The sequence below is a fragment of the Marivita sp. NO-S04 genome, from assembly GCF_059070475.1.
In genome coordinates this window covers 3656697-3679027 of record NZ_CM180980.1, presented here as the reverse complement: position 1 = coordinate 3679027, position 22331 = coordinate 3656697, and the positions used below count along the sequence as shown (strand labels likewise).

General features: G+C 58.1%; 23 protein-coding genes. 8 read left to right on the top strand and 15 right to left on the bottom strand.

Annotated features, from left to right (window positions below; all coding sequences use genetic code 11):
- Positions 1–45 precede the first annotated feature (45 nt).
- From ACK3EW_RS18635 to ACK3EW_RS18570, 14 genes are all read right to left on the bottom strand, one after another.
- The gene (locus ACK3EW_RS18635) at positions 46–2154 is read right to left on the bottom strand and encodes a molybdopterin cofactor-binding domain-containing protein (protein WP_493807353.1); all 2109 of its coding nucleotides are present in this window, start codon (positions 2152–2154) and stop codon (positions 46–48) included.
- Positions 2151–2606, bottom strand: coding sequence for a (2Fe-2S)-binding protein (locus ACK3EW_RS18630; RefSeq protein ID WP_493807352.1), 456 nt, complete (start codon positions 2604–2606; stop codon positions 2151–2153). Before ACK3EW_RS18630 ends, ACK3EW_RS18635 begins: the two co-directional genes overlap by 4 nt.
- The gene (locus ACK3EW_RS18625; protein WP_493807351.1) at positions 2603–3082 is read right to left on the bottom strand and encodes an OsmC family protein; all 480 of its coding nucleotides are present in this window, start codon (positions 3080–3082) and stop codon (positions 2603–2605) included. Before ACK3EW_RS18625 ends, ACK3EW_RS18630 begins: the two co-directional genes overlap by 4 nt.
- Positions 3079–4338: an LVIVD repeat-containing protein gene (locus tag ACK3EW_RS18620; protein WP_493807350.1), complete on the bottom strand. Its 1260-nt coding sequence runs from the start codon at positions 4336–4338 to the stop codon at positions 3079–3081. Before ACK3EW_RS18620 ends, ACK3EW_RS18625 begins: the two co-directional genes overlap by 4 nt.
- Positions 4335–5849 carry a tripartite tricarboxylate transporter permease gene (locus tag ACK3EW_RS18615; RefSeq protein ID WP_493807349.1) on the bottom strand — a complete coding sequence of 505 codons (1515 nt, stop codon included), beginning with the start codon at positions 5847–5849 and terminating at the stop codon, positions 4335–4337. Before ACK3EW_RS18615 ends, ACK3EW_RS18620 begins: the two co-directional genes overlap by 4 nt.
- Positions 5842–6354 (bottom strand): tripartite tricarboxylate transporter TctB family protein, encoded by a 513-nt coding sequence (locus ACK3EW_RS18610; protein ID WP_493807348.1) that lies wholly within the window; start codon positions 6352–6354, stop codon positions 5842–5844. The genes ACK3EW_RS18615 and ACK3EW_RS18610 overlap by 8 nt, the downstream gene beginning before the upstream one ends.
- Before the next feature lie 81 nt (positions 6355–6435).
- A complete protein-coding gene (locus ACK3EW_RS18605; protein WP_493807347.1) occupies positions 6436–7437 on the bottom strand; it encodes a tripartite tricarboxylate transporter substrate-binding protein in 1002 nt (333 codons plus the stop codon).
- 79 nt (positions 7438–7516) lie between these two features.
- Positions 7517–8302, bottom strand: coding sequence for a sulfite exporter TauE/SafE family protein (locus tag ACK3EW_RS18600; RefSeq protein ID WP_493807346.1), 786 nt, complete (start codon positions 8300–8302; stop codon positions 7517–7519).
- A gap of 1 nt (position 8303) precedes the next feature.
- Positions 8304–9296, bottom strand: a complete 993-nt coding sequence (locus ACK3EW_RS18595; RefSeq protein WP_493807345.1) for a substrate-binding domain-containing protein — start codon at positions 9294–9296, stop codon at positions 8304–8306.
- Between the two features lie 22 nt (positions 9297–9318).
- Complete coding sequence (locus tag ACK3EW_RS18590) at positions 9319–10071, bottom strand: ABC transporter permease (protein WP_085627569.1); 753 nt, start codon at positions 10069–10071, stop codon at positions 9319–9321.
- Positions 10072–10081: 10 nt separating this feature from the next.
- A complete protein-coding gene (locus tag ACK3EW_RS18585; RefSeq protein WP_493807344.1) occupies positions 10082–10882 on the bottom strand; it encodes an ABC transporter ATP-binding protein in 801 nt (266 codons plus the stop codon).
- Positions 10869–11630 (bottom strand): ABC transporter permease, encoded by a 762-nt coding sequence (locus tag ACK3EW_RS18580; protein WP_085627571.1) that lies wholly within the window; start codon positions 11628–11630, stop codon positions 10869–10871. Before ACK3EW_RS18580 ends, ACK3EW_RS18585 begins: the two co-directional genes overlap by 14 nt.
- A 74-nt stretch (positions 11631–11704) precedes the next feature.
- The gene (locus ACK3EW_RS18575; protein ID WP_493807343.1) at positions 11705–12682 is read right to left on the bottom strand and encodes an ABC transporter substrate-binding protein; all 978 of its coding nucleotides are present in this window, start codon (positions 12680–12682) and stop codon (positions 11705–11707) included.
- An 83-nt stretch (positions 12683–12765) separates the two neighbouring features.
- Positions 12766–13455 (bottom strand): FadR/GntR family transcriptional regulator, encoded by a 690-nt coding sequence (locus tag ACK3EW_RS18570; RefSeq protein ID WP_493807342.1) that lies wholly within the window; start codon positions 13453–13455, stop codon positions 12766–12768.
- A 180-nt stretch (positions 13456–13635) separates the two neighbouring features.
- Between ACK3EW_RS18570 and ACK3EW_RS18565 the strand changes: the two genes are divergently transcribed.
- On the top strand, positions 13636–14322 hold the full coding sequence (locus ACK3EW_RS18565; RefSeq protein ID WP_493807341.1) for a fumarylacetoacetate hydrolase family protein: 687 nt from the start codon (positions 13636–13638) through the stop codon (positions 14320–14322).
- Between the two features lie 200 nt (positions 14323–14522).
- On the opposite strand, the gene ACK3EW_RS18560 is transcribed toward ACK3EW_RS18565, so the two are convergent.
- Positions 14523–15533: a LacI family DNA-binding transcriptional regulator gene (locus tag ACK3EW_RS18560; protein ID WP_493807340.1), complete on the bottom strand. Its 1011-nt coding sequence runs from the start codon at positions 15531–15533 to the stop codon at positions 14523–14525.
- A 160-nt stretch (positions 15534–15693) separates the two neighbouring features.
- Between ACK3EW_RS18560 and ltnD the strand changes: the two genes are divergently transcribed.
- The 7 genes from ltnD (at position 15694) to ACK3EW_RS18525 (ending at position 22320) form a co-directional block, all read left to right on the top strand.
- Positions 15694–16590 (top strand): L-threonate dehydrogenase, encoded by an 897-nt coding sequence (gene ltnD, locus ACK3EW_RS18555; protein WP_493807339.1) that lies wholly within the window; start codon positions 15694–15696, stop codon positions 16588–16590.
- Positions 16591–16649: 59 nt separating this feature from the next.
- Complete coding sequence (locus ACK3EW_RS18550) at positions 16650–17606, top strand: tripartite tricarboxylate transporter substrate binding protein (RefSeq protein WP_439120148.1); 957 nt, start codon at positions 16650–16652, stop codon at positions 17604–17606.
- 65 nt (positions 17607–17671) lie between these two features.
- Positions 17672–18121, top strand: coding sequence for a tripartite tricarboxylate transporter TctB family protein (locus ACK3EW_RS18545; RefSeq protein WP_493807338.1), 450 nt, complete (start codon positions 17672–17674; stop codon positions 18119–18121).
- 9 nt (positions 18122–18130) lie between these two features.
- Positions 18131–19627: a tripartite tricarboxylate transporter permease gene (locus ACK3EW_RS18540; RefSeq protein WP_493807337.1), complete on the top strand. Its 1497-nt coding sequence runs from the start codon at positions 18131–18133 to the stop codon at positions 19625–19627.
- A 28-nt stretch (positions 19628–19655) separates the two neighbouring features.
- Complete coding sequence (gene otnK / locus ACK3EW_RS18535) at positions 19656–20918, top strand: 3-oxo-tetronate kinase (protein WP_493807336.1); 1263 nt, start codon at positions 19656–19658, stop codon at positions 20916–20918.
- Positions 20915–21565: a 3-oxo-tetronate 4-phosphate decarboxylase gene (gene otnC / locus ACK3EW_RS18530; RefSeq protein ID WP_493807335.1), complete on the top strand. Its 651-nt coding sequence runs from the start codon at positions 20915–20917 to the stop codon at positions 21563–21565. Before otnK ends, otnC begins: the two co-directional genes overlap by 4 nt.
- The gene (locus ACK3EW_RS18525) at positions 21562–22320 is read left to right on the top strand and encodes a hydroxypyruvate isomerase family protein (RefSeq protein ID WP_493807334.1); all 759 of its coding nucleotides are present in this window, start codon (positions 21562–21564) and stop codon (positions 22318–22320) included. The genes otnC and ACK3EW_RS18525 overlap by 4 nt, the downstream gene beginning before the upstream one ends.
- Positions 22321–22331: the final 11 nt, after the last annotated feature.

Genomic DNA, 22331 nt, shown 5'->3' with positions numbered 1-22331 from the left:
GAGAAATTCAAGAACTTAAGGGGCTGTGCTCGCCCCTCTGCCTTCTCATCCTTCAAGAGCGGCTCTTCGTAAAGCATCTGCTGTGAACGGCATGCGCTGCAGCCGAAGGCCTGTGCAATTTCGGATAGCGTTGGCGATCGCTGCTACAGTGGGGCCTGGCGACGCCTCCCCGACACCGACGGACGGATCTGAAGTGTTGCCGAGCAGGTGAGTGTCGATGATCGGTACATTGTCGAAGCGGATCACCGGGTAGCTGTCCCAATCGCGTGAGGTGATGCCGTCACGGTCCCATGTGACCTCTTCGCAGAGTGCCCAGCTTGCCGCTTGCATGACACCACCTTCAAGCTGCGCCGTCAGTCCGTCCGGGTCAATCACGCGGCCTGCATCGGCAACAAGTGTGACGCGATGAAGTTTCACTTCGGCGGTGTCGGTCACGGTCAAGTCAACGGCGATGCCAACTCGGGTCATGACATTCTTGTACTGGGCATAGGCGATGCCGCGTCCCATCTCTTCGGCCAGCGGCGGCAGGGCTGATAGGCGGCGCTCCAATGCGTCCAGCAGGGCTACGGTGCGGGTGTCGTTAAGATGGGCGCGGCGGAAAGAGATCGGGTCCATCCCGGCAGAATGCGCGGCCTCGTCCATCGTGCTTTCCAGTGCAAAGATATTGGTGACAGCGCCAAGGCAACGCATCGCGGAGGTGCGGTGAGGCAGACCTTGGACAAGGTTCTTGACCAGACGGGTTTCCGCAATGTCGTAGATTGGATCAAGGTTCCGATGCATCCCGGCATGGTTTCCCATATTCGGTGGCGATACGTAAGGCGCGAGCGCATCGGCGCGGAACCGGTTCGCCAGAAGCTTCGCGGGACCGGCGCGGTTGGGGCCGGGGCGCGGGCGGCCTCGATGCGTGTCGCTGAAGGCTTCGGCGGACAGCGCAGTGATCCGGCCGTTGTTCAAGGTCGCATCGACCTGAACAGCCATCGCCGGAGCATAAGGCTCCCATGCGTGTTCATCCTCGCGCGACCATTTGAACAAGATCGGCGTGTGAGGATGCGCCATCGCGATCAGTGCAGCCTCAAATGCCGCGTCGTCGGCACCGTTGTGGCCGTAACAGCCAGAGCCGGGAACATAAGTGATCTCGACCTGCTCGGGTGTCAGGCCAAGACTGTCGGCAATCGCCTCGCGTAGTGGATAGATGCCTTGGCTGTGACTTTTCAGGAAAAGGCGATTGTCCGTCCATTCCGCCAAAGCGGCCGAAGGCGCTAATGCGCCATGCATTTGGTAAGGGCGTTCGAACCGGGCGCTGAGGTCGGGTGTGGGCAGCCGGTCGGGCACGGGGGCTTTTTGTGGTGTGCCGCTGATCACCGGGAAGCGCTGAGCGTTTTCAGTGGTGAATTGCGCGAAAACGTCGGTTTCAGGCAAGCCGCCGCCCATATCCCAAGAGCAGGCAAGACCCAGGCTGGTGGATGCTTTGACCACATCCCACTCGCGTGGGCCAGTTACGGCAAGGAAGCTGCCATCACGGATGATGTGCAGCCCTTTTGCTTTCATCTGGTCAAGTGAAGTCTGATCGATATCGCGAAGCGTCGCTTTGGCGTGCGGTGGGCTGACGCGGCGGGCGTGCCACATTCCAGGTATGTCAAGGTCATGTATATAGGTGAACCGACCTGCGACCATCTCGGTGATGCCGCGCATCGTCGGGGCTGGAGCGCTTTCAGGAACATGTCGGCGCAGGGTGGGATCAACGGGCAGATTCGAGGGTAGGTCGCGGGCAAGATCAGTCAGCGCAAGGCGTAGATTGGTGCCCGCCCGCTGCACATAGCCATCTACAAGCAACCATTCAGCAAGATCACCGCCATGTTGGACCATAGCCGCATCAAGTAGATGCTTGCGAAGGGTCGCAGAGGCAGAAGCTACGGCACGGCCAGATTGTTCGATGGAGTTGCTGCCCGAGGTGATCCCTTCGTCCGGTGCAGTTCCGGTGCGGACTGTCGCGATCTCCACAAGCGACAGAGGCACCGTCAGTTCCTCTTGCACAATCCGCAAGAGCGCGTTCGAAATACGTTGCCCAATATCGACCTTGCCGGTGTGGACCAGTAGGCGGTCGCCGTCCATGGTGATCCAATCCGAGACAAGTGGATACGCATCAAGGCTCATTCTGCGATGGCCTCTTTGATAGCCCTAAGCACGCGTGGGTGAGATCCGCAGCGACAAAGGTGTGGGGTCAGCGCGGCCTTGGTCGTCGCGTCGTCTGGCTTAGGGCTTTTGGACAATAGTGCGGTTGCGGCAACCACAAGACCAGAGGTGCAGTAGCCGCATTGCGCGGCGGTTTGTGCAATGAACGCCTGTTGTACGCGCTTGCCGACTTCCGTTTCGGAAATACCCTCGATCGTGGTGATCTCTTGACCGTCGAACACCTCGACCGGCGTCACGCAGGACAGCACAGCCTTCCCATCGACCATCACTGCACAGGCTCCGCATTGTTCGAGACCGCAGCCCAGTTTCGTGCCTTTCAGTTTCAGCTCATCCCGCAGGACATAGACCAGCGGGGTGTCTGGGTCTGACCTGATGTCATGCTGTATTCCGTTGATCTTCAGCCTCAGGTTCACGGCGTGACACGCTCCCATGTGATTTGAACGTCCACATCCGCTGATTTGAACAGGTTCATCACCGGGCAGCGGTATTCGACGTTGCGGGTGAGGCGGTCGAACCGATCCTGCGTTTCTTCGGTATGGACGCGGATGCGCAGCTTGACCCAGTTGAAATAGGGCCGCACGCCCTGAACGCCACGACTGCCGCGCTGATCGACTTCGCCATCGGCCTCCATATCGACTGCGGTATAGACAAACTGCATCGCCTCGGCGCAGCGGTTGATGATGACGCCTTCGCAACCCAACAGCGACGACAGCGTCATTTCCAGCGGCGTCGGTCCGGTGTTGCTTTCTTTCTCGTCGGTGATGACGATGTGATCGCGCACCATCATCACGGACCGGGTCGATGCCTCGTTGCGGGCGCTGACGCGTCGGATACCCAGCGCCTTGGTGTTGGGATCGACGCTGGGGGGCAGCAGATCAGGATCGCTCATAGCGTCATCTCCAGAATGTCGAGGCCACGGTTGCGGTCGAGGACGTAGATTAAGCCATTGTCATCTACATCGACGTCGTTTGATTGCGGCGGCGCGCCGGTGGGGCCGGGTTCCATGAAATGCGCCACTTCGACGGGCAGGGTGGGATCGGCCACGTCCAGAACCCGCAGCCCGCCTGCGAACCACGTGGCATAGATCAGAGTGCTATCCAGTTTTTCCCGGAACTGATGCCCGCCAAAACGCACGCCCTCTTCCCCGACCCAGGGACAGAACCGTTCGGACAGATCCCATGCCGCGACCGGCTCCATGTTGTTCAGATCGGTCACATCCATGATCCAGATGAAGCCGTGCAGGCGACCGGGCTTGTGGTCATGTTCCTCGTCGATCACGACGGCATAGCGTTTGCCGTTGATCAACTGTTCCAGAGGCATGACCGTGTGGGTCGGTTCGGGAATTGCAGCAGGAAAACGGTAACTGCCTTTGACCGTCGGCTTGGTAATGTCGCTGGCGTCCAGCACCCGAAACCCGGCATGCCAGACCGCTGCCCAAAGCTCATCGCCGCAGCGCATGGCGTGGTGCAGGCGGTGGCTGTAGCCTACACCTGTAGGGGTTTCGCCATTGGCCACGTGCTGCCCCGGCATATGCCAACGCGATACTTCGGTCGGGTTGGTGGGATCAGACAGGTCATAGATGACAAGGATGTTGCCGACATACCCCTCCATCTCAGTCGAGATATAGGCGTAGTTCGCGTCCATATCGAAGCGATGCACGCCGAAACCGTGTGTCTTGACGTAGGACAGCAGCTTGGGCGCGGTCTTGTCCGAGATGTCCCAGACGCGGAACCCGCCGCTGTGGTAGCCTCGTGCCAAAGCCTCTTCGAGGACCGGGATATCCGACAGCTTGACCGACAGCCTCTCTGCGATCTGGTCGTCCGATAGCCCTTCGGCGCGAAGACCTGCAATCTTGTCACCTTTGCGCAGGAAATGACGGCGGTCCATTTCGACATTGGTGATCATCAGATCACCGACCACCTTGACCTTGTGCGTGTGCGACCACTCATCGGGTGGGGTGACATGGGACACCACCTTGGGATTGGCGGGGTCCGACACGTCGATGATTGAGGTACCCATAGGGGGCTTCATGTGGCCGACGTAAGCATAGCCGTCGCGTACCACGACTTCGCCGCCGCCTTCGATTTCCAAATGGCCCAGCCGCCGGATGTTGCGGGACAGCTCGTATTCGACTTCGCGTTTCATTCTGCAGGCACCTCGAGTTTGCGTTTGCGCCGCATGCCGAAGACAATGGGCAGGATGATGGACAGTGCGAAGGCCACCCAGAGGATGTTGCCCAGCGTGGACGAGAACAGGACCATGATGTCACCGTCCGATTTCTTGAGCGACCACAGGAAATACTTTTCCAGAAGCGGCCCTAGAATGACCCCGATCAGGATTGCGGCGACGTGGTAGCCGGTGCGCCGCGCGATGTAGCCCAGCACACCGAAGGCCAGCGCGAGGTACATGTCGAACATGTATTCGCGCGGAACAAAGCCGCCGACCAGCGTGAAGGCGATGATCATGGGGGCGAGGTAGATTGTCGGGATCGTCGTGACATGGCTCATGTAGCGGCTGAGCGGAAGGATCGTCAGGAACATGATCACATAGCTGACCGCCATCGCCATGAACATGCCGTAACCGACCTTGGGCTGGTTCTCGAACAGCGACGGGCCAAAGCTGACACCGTGAAACTGCATCACCACAAGCATGATTGCAGCCGTCGCCCCACCGGGAATGCCCAGCACGAGCAGCGGCACCAGCGTGCCGGAGGTGACGCCATTGTTGGCGGATTCAGGTGCGATCAGGCCTTCGGGGTGGCCGGTGCCATAAAGCTCGGGCGTTTTGGAAAAGCTGCGCGATTGTTGGTAGGCCACAAAGCTGGCAATGGACGCACCCGCACCGGGGATCACGCCGATCACCAGACCGATGATCGAGGTCCAGACGATGTGCACCCAGCGGCTGAGTGCGATCTTTACACCTTCGAACGTGTCGCCCCAGTTGGGGGCCTTGGGTTCACCGTCATGGTTCACGATCACGCGCTTTTCGATGATGACAAAGGCTTCGGACACGGCAAAGAGGCCGACAAGGGCCGGGATCAGCGGCACGCCGTCATAGAGTTCGAGGAACCCAAAGGTGCCACGCGGTGTCGCGTAGACCACGTCGGTGCCGATGGACCCGATCATGAGGCCCAGAAAACCCGCGATCAGGCCCTTGACCATGTCCTGTGCCGCAATCGACGCGATCAGGGAAATGCCGAAGAGCATGACCACGATCATCTCGACCGAGTGCATATAGAACCCGACCCGCGCGAGGATTGGCATGGCTGCCAAAGCGATGATCGTGGTCAAGAGACCTCCGATGCAGGACGCGACGAAGGAAATCGCAAGCGCCTGCTGTCCCTTGCCCTGCTTGGCCATGGGATAGCCGTCAAGCGGTGTCGCAGCAGCGCCCGCCGTGCCGGGGATGTTGACGAGGATTGCGGGAATGCCCGCGCCCATGCGTGCCGCGCAATAAAGCGAGATCATGAAGATCAGACCGGATTGCAGATCAAGGGCGAGGGTAAGAGGCATCAGGATGATGATCGTGTTGGCCGCCGAAAAACCGGGAATTCCACCGACTATCAGGCCAAGAAAAATCGTCGGGATGATGATGTACCAGTAGCCGATGGTTTCAAAGAACACTTCGACCAGGATGGAGGCTGTGCTGCTATCCATTGGCCAGCACCGCCTTCATTGTGGTTTCGAACCAGCCGCGTGGAAATCGTGTGTCAAACGCCCATATGAACACCGCCCACCCGGTCAGCGCCATTGCCGCCGAAATCATCGTGATGAACGCCGCGTTCCTGCCTTTGGCGAGGATCAGCATGCTCACCGCCAGAAACAGGAATGTGGTCAGGGTGAAGCCCAGTCCGTCGATCAAGGCAACATAGCCGATGGTCGTGACCAACAGGCCAATCCTCCCGGTGCGGATGTCGTCCATTGTGAACAGGTTGCTGAACCCAAGTGTGCCTTCGCCTTGGCTGAGCCAGATCGCGCAGCGAATGAAGAAAATTGCGCAAACAAGCAAAAGGATGCCGCCAATCATGAAGGCACTGACCTGAGCTGTCCAAGGAGAGTTCCAGATTGTCGAGAAGAAATAGATTGTGAATCCCACCGCGAGGATGGGGATAACAAGCTCTCCACCAATCTGGCGCGGTGGTTTGTGATGCTCGGATGACATGATGTCTGCGTCCTGTCTGCGGAATGAGGTCCGGGAACGGATCGGCAGCAGCGTGTGCGCTGCCGACCCGGGTGGCAGGTGTTACGCGCCGCTGAGTAGCGATTTGTAGCGCGCACCCAGTTCAAGCATTGCTGCCTTTTCGGCTTCGCATTCCTCGACCCCCGCGTAGACAAGGTATTCGGGCTGTCCCTTGGACGCGATGTACGCCTCCATCAGGGCCGGGTCTTCGTGCGTTTCCTTGAAGGTGCGGGTCAGCACCTCGAAGCGGTCTGGATAGTCGTCCACTGCTTTCTTGTGGATTCCGAATGCGCGGGTCGAAAGCATTTCCGGCAAGTCCATGTCGTAGGCGTCGTTGATGCTCGGTGCATTGTCGAGCGCTTCACCGACGATGTTGTTGCCGAAGACCAGCAGCGTTTTCACCGCGTCGCCGGCTGCGATCACCGAACCTGATGTCAGGACCGAGAAATCAACCTCTCCGGTCACCGCACCGGCCACGGTACCCTTGCCGCCCTGCAGCGGGATCAGGTTGAATTCGATACCCAATTTGTCCCCGAGAGCCAGCAATCCGATCGAAGCCGGGTGCGCCATACGACTGGTGCCGACGTTCAGCTTGCGGGTCTTGGACGCGGCGATGATGTCATCCATCGTCTGCAGCGGGCTTTCAGCACCGACGAACAGGCAGCACGGGTCTTTATCGACCTGACCGAAATAGATGTAGTCGTTGATGTCAAAGCTTGGCTCTTGCATGGCCCAGTTCAGAACCTCCGGGCCGATATTGCCGAAGAGAAGATTGTAGGCATCTGGCTCGGCCTTGCCCATGTAAATCTCATAGCCCACACGACCTGACGCGCCCGGATAGAAGCTGGGTTCAAACTCAACGCCAAGGCGGGTTTTCCAGACGCTCGAGAATGCGCGGAAGTTGCGGTCTGCACCGCCGCCTTCAGCGGTGGGGATGTAGACGCTGAAATTTCGCTCGGGGAAAGTGCTGGCGCGCAAGAGGCCGGGTGTGGCCAGCGTGAGCGTTGCAGCAGCGGCGCCTGTTCCCAGCAGGGCGCGGCGGGTGATCGTTGGTTTCATGGACATGGTTTCCTCCCGTTTTCATGTTCAAGTTCGCACGCGCTGATGATGGTCTCCCGCAAAGATCGCGCAGTGTCTTTGCAGGTTAGTCACGTCCTCCTGTCGGCAGTTGTGGTGCCTCCGTGAAAAAGATGTCGACAGCCCCGGCATAGATCAGCCGGGCCGCAAGCAAGGTCAGAATGATGTTCAGAATGATCCTGAACCGACGGTCGTCGATCTTGGCCAGCATCACACGCCCTGCCAGCGTGCCCAGCACGCCAGCGACAATCAGCAGGATGATCAGCCCAGCCCAGATGCTGAAAGCAAAACCCAGAATGCCAAAGGCCACGGTCTTTAGCAGGTGTTGCAGGGTCATAAACATCGCATGGGTGGCGACATGGGCATGACGATCAAGGTCCTGCGCTTTGACATAGGTTGCCACGAACGGTCCGGTGCCGCCAAAGAACATCGTCAGAAAGCTCGAAAACATGCCGGTGATTACGCCCGACCTCTTCAAAAAGGCGGGTGGTTTGGCAATGACTGACCACAGGATGAAAAGACCGACACCAATCTGGATCCAGCCTGCCTCGAGCTGCACCACAAGAGACCCGCCGAGAACGATGCCGATCAACGCGCCAATGGCGAAAGGCCCAAGAAGGTCAAAACGCATATAACGGGTCATGATTGCAGCACGCCCTGCGTTGGAACCAAGTTGCACCAATCCGTGGACAGGGACGATGGCAGCGGCAGGCAATAGGGTCGCCAGAACCGCCAACATCACCGCACCACCACCGATGCCGAAGGCGATGGTGATGAAGGAGCTCGCAAAACTGACGGCCAGCAACGCGCTTGCTGTCGGCCATCCCAATCCTGCGTGCCACATCTCCATCATCTCAGGTATCCAGAACCGAAGGGTGGAAAAGGGACTCCGGCGCAACCGGTCCGGCAGCGAGGTGCTGATCTAACGAATAGCGGCAGATCGCGTCGATCTCGGCCATGTTGGCTTTGCAACCATAGCTCCAGTAATCGGGGCCCATGCTGGCCAGCGTCCGTTCCATCGCGGAATTGAGCCAGGGCAGGGTCATGCGATTGGCGTTGCCAAGCCAGATGGACCGGAGCTGCGCCATCGCGAGGTCGCGGGATTGAACGAACGCATCATAGAGCGCGCGGGGTAGGTCGGGGTATTGCTCGGCCACGCTTTTGCGGATGCCGATCAGGTGCATGATGGGAAAGAATCCGGTTTTGGCGTGATAGGACTGTTCTGCCGCTTCGAAGTCAGGGATCAGTCGGACAAGATCTGGATTTCCTTCCAGAAACGCCTGTGGTGGCTTGGGGGCCAAGAGCCCGTCAATCTCACCGCGCAGCAGCATGTCCTGAAGTGTGTCACCTTCTGTGATCGGTTCGACCACCATGCCTTCGGGCAGCGCCAGTTCCAGCCGTTCGCGCCGCACGCCTTCGTCCAGCGCGCCTGTACGCCAATGAATGTCGTCGCAAGCGACGCCGTATTCATCCGCCAGAATGCCCCGCATCCAAAGAGCGGCGGTCATTTGGTATTCCGGCACGCCAATCTTGCGACCCGCGAAATCAGCCGGGCTATCGATTCCGGAACCAGCGCGGGCAAAGAACCCGCTGTGTCGGAACGCCCGGCTGACAAAGGCAGGGATTGCCGTGTAATCCGACCCGCCACGCGACAGTTGCAAAACGTAGCTGGATACTGACATCTCGGTTATGTCAAACCGCGCCTCTTGAACCGCCCAAGGGAACAGCTTGGAGGTCGGGTGAATATGGCTTTCGAGCGTGACGCCGGGCACCGTGACGCGCCGGTCATGCAATGCCATCACGCGATCATGGTCCCATGTTGCCAGTGTCAGGGTCAGATGGCTCACGCGTTTGTTGCCTCCATGCCGATCACCGCTTGGCCGCGTAGTAGGAGACGCGCCGTTCAAGGTAGGCAAGGAATTCCGAGATCGTGAACGCCAGCGCGAAGAGCACGATCAGAACCGCCCAGAAGTGTCCCATCAGGAAGTTGGCCGAATAGAGTTCGAACAACGCACCAAAGCCCACGATGGAGATCAGCAACTGGCCGATGATCACACCTTTGACCGCTCGGATGACTCCAATGCGCACACCGCCCAGAATTTCGGGCAGCGCGGCCCAGAAATAGATCTTGAAGAACGCATCAGTAGGCGACGCGCCAAAACTGTGTGCCATTTCCACCAGTGAGCGATTGATTTGACGCACTCCGGCGCGGGAGTTCAGTATGATGATCCAGATCGCGAACAACGTGGTGGTGATGATGATCGACTTCATGCCGAAACCGAACAACACCATCAGCACCGGAACGAGCGCTGTCAGAGGTGCGCTTAGGAACACGTTGACCCAAGGCAGTAGCAATTCATCCAGAAGGCGGCTCTTGCCCATTAGGATACCTGTGGGGATGCCGATCACGATGGCAAAAAACACACCTGCAAGGAACGCATAGGCGGTCTCGAACAGCGCTTTCTGAAACGCTGCAGTTCCAAGGATTTCGAACAGCGTGCCAAGAACTTCGCTCAGTGGTGGTATGAAGAATGTCAGCCCGGCCTGACCCACGATCTCCCAAAGGAGACCCCAGAGCAGGAGTGACGACATTCCAGGAAGGCGGTATCCGAACAGTGTCATGATGACCGCCTCATTCCACGTAGGTTCTGAGCGACGCCCAGATCTCATCTACGATATCAAGGTATTCCGGGTCGCGGCGAATGTTGTCGACGCCTTTGTTCCGGAATCTGGACGGGCGGATTATCTCGGACACTCGGCTGGGTCGCGGAAGCAGAATGGCAATCTGGTCCGACACATAGACCGCTTCTTCGATCGAGTGGGTTACGAAGATGAACGTCTTGTTTTCATTCTGCACCAATTGCAGCAAGTCTTCCTGAAACTTGCGGCGAGTCTGTTCGTCAACGGCCGAGAACGGCTCGTCCATCAGCAACACTTGTGCATCCACGGCCAAGGCACGGGCAAGGCCCACGCGTTGACGCATGCCGCCGGACAGTTCGTGCGGATAGCTGTGTTCGAACCCGGCAAGGCCGACTTCCTTGATGTATTTCTCGGCGCGTGCCTCTCGCTCGGATGCAGCGACACCGCGCATCTCAAGCCCGAATGCCACGTTGCGCAGAACAGTGGCCCAAGGCAGCAGCGCGAAATCCTGGAACACGAAGGCACGGTCGGGACCAGGGCCGGTGACGCGTTTGCCGTTCACTTCGACTTCACCTGAGGTTGGTTCCAGCAGGCCTGCAATGATCTTGAGCAACGTGGTCTTGCCGCAGCCAGATGGGCCCAAAAGCGATGTCAACTGCCCGCGCGGAAATTCAAGCGACATATTCTGAAGCGCTTGCACGTCACCGTAGTTCTTTGAGATATTTCGTGCGGAAACCGCGCTTTCGAACTCGGCAGCCGGTGTCGGCGTAAGCGGTTCCTTAATCTGAGACATAGCCACGTTGATTTCCTTTGAAGAGAGTGACCTCGATCTTTTCGAGCAGGTTCAGGAACAGAACTGCGAGCAGGATGATCGAGAAGATGGCGGCGTACATGCTGGGGTAGTCCGCGATAGAGCGGCTGTAGGTGATGATGTCCCCAACGCCCGTGGGTGTGATTTTCAGCTCGGATAGGATCGCGCCGATGAAACCGGCGGAAATGCCCAACCGCAAACCGGCAAAGATCACCGGCGAAGCGGCGGGAATAATTATGCGCAGGATGATGGACGTTTCGGATGCGAGGAACGACCGTCCCATTTCCTTGAAAGATTCAGGTGTGTTGCGAACCGCACCGCTGGTGTTCAGCACTATTACAGGCATCGCCATGATGCAGACGACCAGCACTTTGGACGTCAGACCGATGCCGTAGGCCAAAACCAACAACGGGATCAGCGCTGCCAAAGGGGCCGCCTGCATCACGATGAAGATCGGCGAGAACAGCCAGTCGAATGTCTTGCTTAACCCGACCCAGAGACCAATGGCGATGCCAAGAACTGCCGATATGGCGACCCCAATAGCAAGCGGTTTCAGCGTTTCGGCGTAGGCATCGAAGATTGTGCCATCAAGCGTCATCGACAGCAGCGCGCTCATGGATTCGAGAAAGGTCGGGAATGCGAAACTGACGGGCACACGGCCCGCGATTTCCCACGCGCCGAACAGGATCACGGCAGAAAGCAGTTTGAGAAGCAGGGCGCGGTTTGGCATGTGGCGGGATCTTTCGGACTGCAATGAGAAAAAGCCGCTGCGCGGGCATCCCGCGCAGCGGCAGTGCAAAAAGCTTAGTTCATCGCGGCGTCAAGTGGGGCGAGATACCAGAAGTCTTCGATGTTCAACTCGTCCGGTGTGCCTTCGAGCTGGCCTGCAGCAGAGTACCACTCCATATCGGCCTGCGCGGCTTTGCGACCGCCACCGTTTGGATCATAAAGTCCACCTTCGACCGCATCCGCATAGAACCCGTCGAGTTCTGCGAGGATTTCTGCCGGGAGTTGACCAATGGGTCCGTCGGGGTTGGTTTCGCGACGGATGATCGTCGGGTCTTTGGCCATGTCCTGCCAGACACTGACCAGGGCGTTCACAAAGATCGACACGTCTCCTTCGTTTTCCTGAATCCAGTTCAGGTTGCCAAACAGGGCCTCATCGCTCGCATCGACTTCAAACATTTCGAGAACGTTGAAGTCGGCACCCGCAGCACTGCGCATCAATTTGTTCTTGTTGGACAGGTCGATGATGGTGGCATCTGCGCGTCCGCCCAGAAGGGCGGCAACCCGATTTGACGAACCGGGAACATAGGACCGTTCGCCGAAAGTAATACCAACCCGTTCTTCGATCACGTTTGCAATCGAGTCGGTGCCGCCACCTCGCGAGTGCAGCAGGATTGGCTCACCGTTCATGTCTTCCAGCGAATTGTATTTCTGGGTCGTCACTGGGAAGAACTTGAGCTTTGACAGCTGAAAGATGATCCGCAGCGGCGCTTTAGAGCGCTGCATGGCTGCGTAGGGCGTGCCGAAACCGATATCCATCTGACCGCTCAGTACAGATTGGATCGCCAGCTCTTCGTCCGAGAACGCCGTCCATTCATAATCCAAGCCATTCGCCTTGGCCCGGTCCAGTGCGACGAAGAACGCCGCGAGTTCATCGGATGGTGTTTCCGCAAGTGCGATACGGATTTTCTCGGCCTGTGCCGGACCGGCGCTAAGGCCGATGGCTGCGGGCAGTACGAGTGCCGCAACTGCGGCTGCCTTGATAAAACGAAACATGTGTCTCCTCCCTGAGATCGTGTTGATCGTCGTCTTTGCGGGTGTTGTTGTTCTTGATGCCCCGCGATTTGTGCTTTTTTCTGTCAAACCTCCCCGAACAGGCGTGCGGAGACTGAGCCAAGATGCGCGCGCATTGCATCTTGGGCCGCCTTTGGATCGCGTGCTTCGATGGCTGCCACGATGGCGTCATGTTCAGCGAAGCTCGAATGGGTGCGCGAAGGTCTGTCGGAACTGCGGACCACCATGTTCCACGCCACAGCACGCCGTACAGCGTTCAAGTGGTCAAACAGCGACAGCAAAAGTACGTTGTCCGTGGCTTCGGCCAGAACACGGTGGAAGTTGTCATCCTGCGCCTCGTACTCGTCCCAGTTCGGCGCTTCGGTTGCCAGGTCGCGGGAGTGCTTCAAGTGTCGAACAGCCTCTTCCGACGCGTGCAGGGCAGCTTCACGTGCGATGGCAGGCTCCAGCGACAGGCGGGCGCGCATCAGTTGCACAGGCGTGACTTGCTGGCTGAGCAGCTTAAGATTGCTGGGGCCAGACGTGACATTTGGCGATGCGATAAACGTGCCCTTGCCGACATGCCGCCAGATCGCGCCTTCATGTTCCAAGGCATCCAGAGCTTTGCGCAAGCGTGCGCGGGTCACATCCAGTCGCACGATCAGATCACGCTCTGATTCGAGCCGGTCCCCTGGCTTGTACCCGCCCTCGGCGATATAGGACCGCAGCTTTGACACCACGTCATCTGTATCCACCGTGACAGAGTTCATCAGCATGAATTGGCCCTCATATTGGTCAACCAATTTCCGCCATTGATGGCGGTTTGAGTCGAGGCTAAGCCTAAATTGGGCGATCAATCAATGATTTTTCTTGCAATTCGAGAGTTGGTCGAGAATTGATTTACGTATCGCGCTGAGCTAGTCCACCCTAAGCCAATAAAAATTCCGGAGAACTGCATGACCCAATACGCAATCGAAACACCGCCTGTCGTGGCACTTCCCGTGGCCGGGCAGGATACGTTGTTCCCGGTCCGCCGGATTTACTGCATCGGTCGCAACTACGCGGCGCACGCCATTGAGATGGGTCATGATCCGGACCGGGAAGATCCGTTCTTCTTTCAGAAAAACCCTAACAATCTGACCACGTCTGACACCTTCCCGTACCCGCCGCACACGTCGGATGTGCACCACGAGGCAGAGATGCTTGTGGCGTTGAAAACGGGTGGAACAAACATCCCGGTTTCCTCGGCCCTGGACCATGTGTTCGGCTACGGTCTCGCGCTTGATATGACGCGGCGTGACTTGCAGGGAATCGCTAAGAAGACGGGACGCCCTTGGGAGATCGGTAAGGCGTTCGAGCAGTCCGCGCCCTGTGGGCCGATTCACACGGTGGAAGAAGTGGGGCATCTCGATCAGGGTCGTGTTGAACTCAAGGTCAACGATGAAGTGCGTCAGGAAGGTGACCTGAACCAGATGATCTGGAAAGTGCCGGAAATGATTTCGTACTTGTCCGAGTATTTTGAACTTGCCCCCGGTGACGTCATTCTCTCGGGTACCCCGTCTGGCGTGGGTCCGGTCGTCAAAGGTGACAAGATGGAACTGTCGATCGACGGGTTGGGCTCATTGAGCGTCGTTGTCGGGTAAAGCCGCAGTTTGATGTGTATTGGATGGTCGCCCAATTGAGGGGGCGTGTTTTGCTCACGGTAGAGCCGACCAAGCAAAGTTCAGCTTTTTGAAGGACATGTCGCGCCCTTGGGCGCGGCATTCTTTTTGGGCTGTGGCGCAGGCCGATACGATCCGGATGGATGTATGGACTGTTAAACCGCCAAGACGGCGAGAGCTGCTTAGCTCGTCTGTCCGGGGATCAGGTGAAATCCAAGATCAATGACGCGTGGCACTTCTGACGTGTCGTGGTCGTCAATCAAATGCTGGGCAGCGCGGATTCCCATCTCGAGCCGGGGCGTTTCCACCGTTGTGAGTTGAATGGGCAATGCTTCGAGGAACGGCAGCCCGTTAAATCCGGCCAGTGCCACGTCTGTCGGCATTGCCACCCCGTGGCTCAGGCAATGCATGATACCGCCTGCCGCCAAATCATCATTCGAATAATAGATCGCTTCCGGTCTGTCGGGCGCGGACAACACTGTCGCGGTGGCGCGACGCCCCTCAATCATCGACGAGGGTCCGTCCGAGACATGCTCGACCAAAATCTGTCCACCGCTGTCGCGGACAGCGTCCCGGAAGCCATTGAAGCGTTTGACTGCCCGCAAGTCGCGGGCGCCCTGACTGCCGATATAGCCGAACCGACGATAACCCTTTGTTAACATATATCGAGCAGTTGCCTGACCTGCTGCATATTGAGACAGCCCGAACGCGATGGAGATCGGATCGCCATCAATGTCCATCACTTCGACAACACGGACTCCTGCCGCGCGGATGGCGGTGCGTGTTGCGTCGGAGTGTTCCAGTCCCGGCAGGATTATACCTTGCGGGCGCCATGACAGCAGATCGCGGACGAGTTCCTCTTCTGTGGCTTCAGAATATTCCGTTACTCCGAACACCGGCTGCAAGCCACGGCCAGACAGAGTGGCGGTGATGCCATCCAGAACTTCCGAAAACACGCGGTTCCCAAGCGTCGGCAGAACGACCGCGATCAAAGGGGTGGTTTCGTCCCGAAGCGAAGTGGCAAGTCGGTTAGGGACGTACCCCAATTTGCGCGCGGCTTGTTCAACGCGGTGGCGGACTTGCTCTGATGTTTGGCCGGTTCCGCGCATTACACGCGACACGGTCATCTGGCTCACGCCTGCCTCGATCGCGACGTCGTCCATTGTTGGTCGCGAATCGACTTTGCCTGTCACTGCACCGGCCTCCTGACGGCCATATTCTTATGGGTTTAAATTGCACTGAAAAGAATGTTCTTGACAAGTGTTTACGTAAACATCGATATATTGCGTGATGTTTACGTAAACATATGGGCCCACTTTGTTGAGGGCCGTTTGGTGGTCAGGGGGGAACACCATGACACGCGTCTTGAAGACTGCCGTCGTTGGACTTGGCTCCATGGGATACGGGATGGCGCTTTCCTGTCTGCGCGATGGGCACCAGGTTTGGGGTGTGGACATAAATCCTGAAGCTGTTGAGCGCCTTAAGGCCGAGGGAGGTGAGCCAGGCAACCTGCCGCGCGATCTGGATGCTGTGGTCGTGGTTGTCCTGAACGCGGCGCAGGCCGAAGCCGTTCTGTTCGGCGATGAAGGCATTGTGCCGACCTTGTCGTCCGGTGCTATCGTCCTTTCCTGTGTCACCGTTGCTCCAGAATTTGCCTGCAGGATGGAGGCCCTGTGCGCAGACCACGGCGTACACTACCTTGATGCACCGATTTCAGGCGGTGCGTTGAAGGCTTCACAAGGCAAGTTGACGATCATGGCGTCGGGCACCGCAGTGGCGTTTGACGCGGCCGCGCCGGTTCTGGATGCTTGCGCTGAAACTGTGTTCACACTCGGGGCAACGGCAGGTCCGGGTTCGGCCATGAAGGCGGTCAACCAGCTTTTGGCGGGTGTTCACATCGCAACCATGGCCGAAGCGCTGACATTCGGAATGACTCAGGGGATTGCCCCGGATCAGTTCCTTAACGTCATCAGCAAATGTGCCGGATCAAGCTGGATGCTTGAAAACCGCGCGCCGCATGTGGTGGCTGGTGATTACAGCCCCAAAAGCCAAATCAACATCTGGCCCAAGGACCTAGGCATCGTTTTGGAAGTCGCGTCATCCGTCGGCTTTGATGCCCCAATCGCCCGTGCCGCTCTGTCGCAATACATGGCTGCCGTCGAAATGGGTCTCGGCGCGGAAGATGATGCAGCCGTCACCAAGGTTTACGCAGAAAATGCCGGTGTGACGCTGCCAAACAAACAAGACTGAGCTGGGGCACACGCCGTGCTGTGGCTTGAGTCACTGAAAGATCAATCGGGAGGACTGACATGAAACTGACTACAAAAATCGTCAATGCGTTGGCTTTGACTTTCTTGGCTGCGGCACCCGTCGCGGCACAGGAATTTCCGGAACGACCCATCAACATCGTGGTGCCATTCAATGCCGGTGGGGGCACAGACTTGTTGGTGCGCGGTTTTGCATCTCATTTTGCAGAAGCGGTTGGCGGTGACGTGTTCGTGTCGAACATGGCAGGCGGATCTGGCACTGTGGCTGCCGCTGCTTTGGCGGGACAGCGTCCCTCCGGATATCAGCTTGGCTATTGGTCTGTCACAGTTGCAACGGTGCAGCCGCAGATCAAGGATGTGCCCTACGGCATCGACAGTTGGGAGCCAATCTGCTCGGTCGCCGCATCCCCCACCATGTTGTTCACGAACAAGGGCAACGGCATTGAAACGATCGAGGATGCCAAAACTGCGATCGAAGCCGAACCCGGTAAGTACCTGTTTGGATCATCGGGTCCGGGCGCCATGACGCATCTCACAACGGTGGCTGCGTTCGAGGGCCTGGGCGTGATTGACAAGATCAAGCATCTTCCGTTTCAGGGCTCGGGTCCAGCTTTGCAGGCGATGGCTGCCGGCACGATCCAGTTCTTTGGCGATACAGAGATCCTGATGCAGCGCGGTGACTTCACCCCGTTGGTAATCTTTGCGGATGAGCGGTCTGCGGCCTACCCAGATGTCCCGACAGCCACCGAGGTGGGCATCGCGCCGCCGCTGAACGAGCTGTATCTCTGGGGTGGTTTGTTCGCACCAGCGGAAACGCCGGCCGACGTCGTGCAAAAGCTGTCCGATGCCTGTGGTACAGCCGTTGCATCTGACGGGTTTACGGCATTCGCGGCGGACACCCAGACCACGCTCAAATATCGGGACTCAGCCGAGTTCGATGCGTTCTATCGTGCACAGTATGATGGCAACACGGCGATCATTGAGGCCGCAGGTCTCTGAGGTCTTTCCGGGGGTTGGCTGGTTCGGCCCCCGGCACTTTCAAACCAGCTGTGAAGGTAAGGCAAATGGGTGCAGTGACAGAACGGCGGGTCACTTCCTTGATCGTGCTTCTGATCGCGGCTGCGCTTTTGTCGCAGACTTTCGGGCAGGCTTATTCCGGTCTTGGTGCATTCAGCCCGATGTTCTTTCCCCAGATCATACTCGGGTTCTGGGTCGCGGTGGCCACGCTTGATGTGGTTTCCGAATTGCGAAGCAGTTCAAGCTCGGATCATCCGCGATTGATGCGGGTGTCATTTATGGCTTTGGCAACGCTCTTCTTTCTTTACGGAATGACGCGCCTGGGGTTCTTCCTCTCGGCTGTACCCTTCTCGATCACTTCGCTGGTCGTTCTGGGTTTGCGAAATCCGCTGGCAATACTGGCTGTCGGGGTAGGTGTGCCTGCTGCGCTGGTGGCGCTTTTCAATCATCTGCTTGTTTTGCCATTGCCCACATCGCCGTTCACCTGGTGGTTCTGAGGATCTGACATGATCGAACTGCTGCCACAGGCCATCGATTTGATATTCACCTTCGAAGGGATCGGGGTGCTTGTGCTTGGCACGATGCTGGGCGTTATCCTCGGAGCGCTCCCGGGGATCGGATCAACTGTCGCCGTTGCGATGATCCTGCCCTTCACCCTGACCATGAGCCAAGCTCCAGCCATTCTGATGCTGCTCGCGGTGTATGCTGGGTCGGTCTATGGCGGTTCGATTTCGGCCATCCTCATTAACACACCCGGAACGCCACAATCTGCCGCGACCTGCCTTGACGGTTACCCGATGGCCCAGAGGGGTGAGGCAGGCCTGGCCCTGGGATGGAGCACCATCGCGTCTACAATTGGTGGCCTTGTCTCGGCGGTTGTACTTCTCATGGCTGCACCTCAACTTGCGCAGCTGGCGCTGAACTTCGGTCCTATTGAAACCTTTGCACTGATCCTGCTGGGTTTGACCTGCATCGTGTCCGTTTCCGAAGGGTCGTTGATCAAAGGCCTGATCGCGGGAAGCATCGGGCTTTTCCTTGGTTGTGTCGGAGGTGATCCCATCACCGGAGAGGCGCGTTTCACCTTTGGTCAATTCCAGCTGATCTCGGGGTTCAATCTGCTGGCAGTCGTGATCGGCGTCTTCGCCTTGTCCGAGGTATTGATCCGCGCGGCAGCGAAACACGAAGAAAGCACCAATCTGGTGTCCTTTTCCGGCATCGTCCTGCCCGCTTGGTCTGCATGGCGCGGTCGCTGGAAGGTGCTCGCCAAATCCGTCGCAATTGGAAATGGCATTGGGATCCTGCCCGGGACAGGTGCCGCCACGGCCGCCTTCATTTCGTATGCCGAGGCGCAGCGCTCTTCGCCCAATCGCAAGAATTTTGGCAAAGGCGAGCCGGACGGTCTGATCGCATCAGAGTCCGCCAACAATGCCGTGACCGGCGGCGCCTTGGTGCCGACAATGGCGCTTGGGATTCCCGGCGATGCCATCACTGCGGTGATGCTTGCCACCTTGACTTTGCATGGTGTGACGCCGGGCATTCGTCTGATGACTGATAATCCTGTCCTGATTACCGCCATCTTCGCAGGCTTCTTTGTGATCAACCTCATGCTTTTGCCGATGGGCATGATCGTTGCCAAAGGGGCAGCGCCCCTCTTGCGCTTGCGAGAGGGCTATATGCTTGTTTTGATTGTGCTCCTGTGCAGCGTCGGAGTGTTTTTCGTGCGAGGAAATCCGTTTGACCTGATGGTCATGGGCTGCGCTGGTATTCTTGGGTTTGTCTTGCGCAGGCAAGGCATGCCAATGGCCCCCTTGGTGATCGGCATGGTGCTGGGTCCGACGCTCGAAATCAGTCTGCGACAGGGCTTAATCATAACCGATGGCAGCTTTCTTGCGTTCTTCAGTGGTCATCCCATCGCGCTTGTGCTGGCTGTTTGTGCGGTCGGAATGCTGTCATTGCCAGTGATTACGGCAGCGCGAGCAAAACGGATGACAGAGGACACATGACTTTGGTTTTTCTAAAGGTGCGATTGCGATGACGACAATATTGGGATGCATAGCTGATGATTTCACCGGAGCGACTGATCTCGCCGGTCTGTTGGCCCGTTCCGGAGTTCCAGTGTCCCTTCGCATTGGCGTTCCGTCAGAACCGCCGACCGACACAGCCGCGTTCGAAGTGATTGCCTTGAAGGTCCGAAACCTCCCGGCGCGGGAGGCAGTGTCGGAGTGCCGCACAGCCTTAGACTGGTTGCAGCGCGCGGGAGCACAACGGTTCTATTGGAAGTACTGTTCGACCTTCGACTCCACGCCCGATGGCAATATCGGCCCTGTTTCCGAGGCACTGATGGCGGCGCTTGGCATTCATCAAACAGTCTATTGCCCGGCTTTTCCTGAAAATGGGCGGTCGGTGTTCATGGGCAACCTGTTTGTTGGTCGCGAGCCTCTCGCAGAAAGTCCGATGAAGGATCACCCGCTAACACCTATGCGGGATTCGAACCTGATGCGCCTTCTCGAACCACAGGTCACCAAGTCCGTCGGCCTGATCGACCGGCTTTGCGTCGCACGGGGGCCGGAGGCCATACTGTTGGAATTGACGCGGCTCTCAGAGCAAAGCATCGCGCATGTCGTGATTGATGCTGTTGCGCAGCAAGACCTCGACGCCATCGCAACCGCCTGCCGCGATATGCGTCTGATGACCGGGGGCAGTGCCTTGGCGATGCCCTTGCCGGCCCTTTACAAAGCGATGGATGCCTTCGACACGATTTTTGAGCCGAACCAGCCGCCGGAGATTGCGTCAGACGGTATCATTCTTTCGGGAAGTTGCTCGGCTATGACTAAAGCACAGGTCGCGCAGTATCTGGCGACCGGAGCGCCCGCTTATCGGATTGACCCTTTGACTTTGGCGAAACAGGGGCCTCAAGCAATTCTCGACTGGCTTGTGGCTCAGGATCTGGCACACGTTCCGTTGGTTTATGCCACGGCTGAGCCGGACGCGGTGCGCGCGGCGCAAAACGAACTTGGCCGCACCCGTGCAGGTGAGATAGTCGAAGAGGCCCTCGCGGCTTGCGCGATTGCAGCCCGTGATGCCGGTGCTCGTCGTATCATTGTCGCGGGCGGAGAGACCTCCGGTGCGGTGACCAAAGCACTGGAGGTGGATCGCCTCGATATCGGCAAAGAGATCGCGCCGGGTGTGCCTTGGACATTCTGCGTCAGCAACGGGTATCAGCTTGCCTTGACCCTGAAGTCTGGCAATTTTGGAGCCGAGAGCTTCTTCACAGACGCCTTGAGCGCAATATGACCCTTGAAACCACCCTTCGAGAACAGATTTGTACGTTGGCCCGGTCTTTGTTCGACCGAGGTCTGACCCATGGCAGTACTGGCAACATTTCCGCACGCACGCCGGATGGAGGGCTGCTTGTGTCACCAACTGGGACAAGCTTTGGTCGCCTTGATCCGGGTCGGTTGAGCAGGTTCGATCCGTCGGGTCGGCATATCGACGGTGATGCGCCTACAAAGGAGATGCCACTGCATGCCGCCTTTTACGAAACGCGCTCTACGGCTGGCGCTGTCGTGCATCTGCATTCATGCCATTCCGTTGCGCTTTCGATGATGCCCGATGTGGATTCGGACAACTTTCTGCCGCCTTTGACCCCGTACGGTCTGATGAAGCTGGGAAGGGTTAAACTGTTACCGTTCTTCCTGCCCGGTGATCCTGCCATGGGCGAGGCAGTTCGGGGTCTTGCGGGCAAGCGGACTGCGGTCATGTTGGCCAACCATGGCCCGGTCGTCGCAGGGCGCGATCTGGAGGCGGCGTGCAATGCTATTGAAGAACTCGAAGATACGGCCCGCCTTGCGATGATGACCCGTGGCTTGATGCCCAGAGCGTTGACCGACGCGCAGGTCATGGAAGTTGTCCAGAAATTTGACGTGGAGTGGGATGGGTGATGTATTCAGCAAATCTTGGGTTTCTCTGGACGGATCGAGCATTGCCGGACGCGATCCGTTCCGCGCGGGCGGCGGGATTTGATGCTGTTGAATGCCACTGGCCTTACGATACACTGGCTTCGGATGTCAAAGTGGCGCTTGAGGAAACCGGTCTGTCGATGCTTGGCTTGAACACGGTGCGCGGGAAGGCTGGGGAAAGCGGTTTGTCAGCACTGCCGGGGCGTGAGGCCGAAGCCCGCGCGGCGATTGATCAGGCTATCGACTATGCCGTGTCGATCGACGCTAAAGCGATCCATGTCATGGCCGGTTTTTCCGAAGGACAAACGGCAGAGGCGACGTTTCTTGAAAACCTCGCTTACGCACGAAAGCAGTGTCCTGAGGACATCACGCTTTTGATCGAACCGCTGAACCGGCACGATGCACCCGGCTATTTTCTCAAGACCACCGGCCAGGCGGCGGACCTGATTGGTCAACTTGATTTGCCCGGCGTCAAGATAATGTTCGACTGTTATCATGTCGGTCGCACCGAAGGGGATGTTGTCACCCGGTTTCTGGCGCTGATGCCCTTGATTGGTCATGTCCAGTTTGCCTCGGTTCCAGAGCGTTCGGCTCCGGATCAGGGCGAAGTGAATTTCGATTTTGTGTTCAGAAGGATTGCTGCGGCTGGCTGGTCGCGCCCCTTGGGGGCGGAATACAAACCAGGCGGTGATACAGACGCGACCCTTGGATGGATGCAGACGTTTTCTGCTGTGTAAGCGCAGTCTTG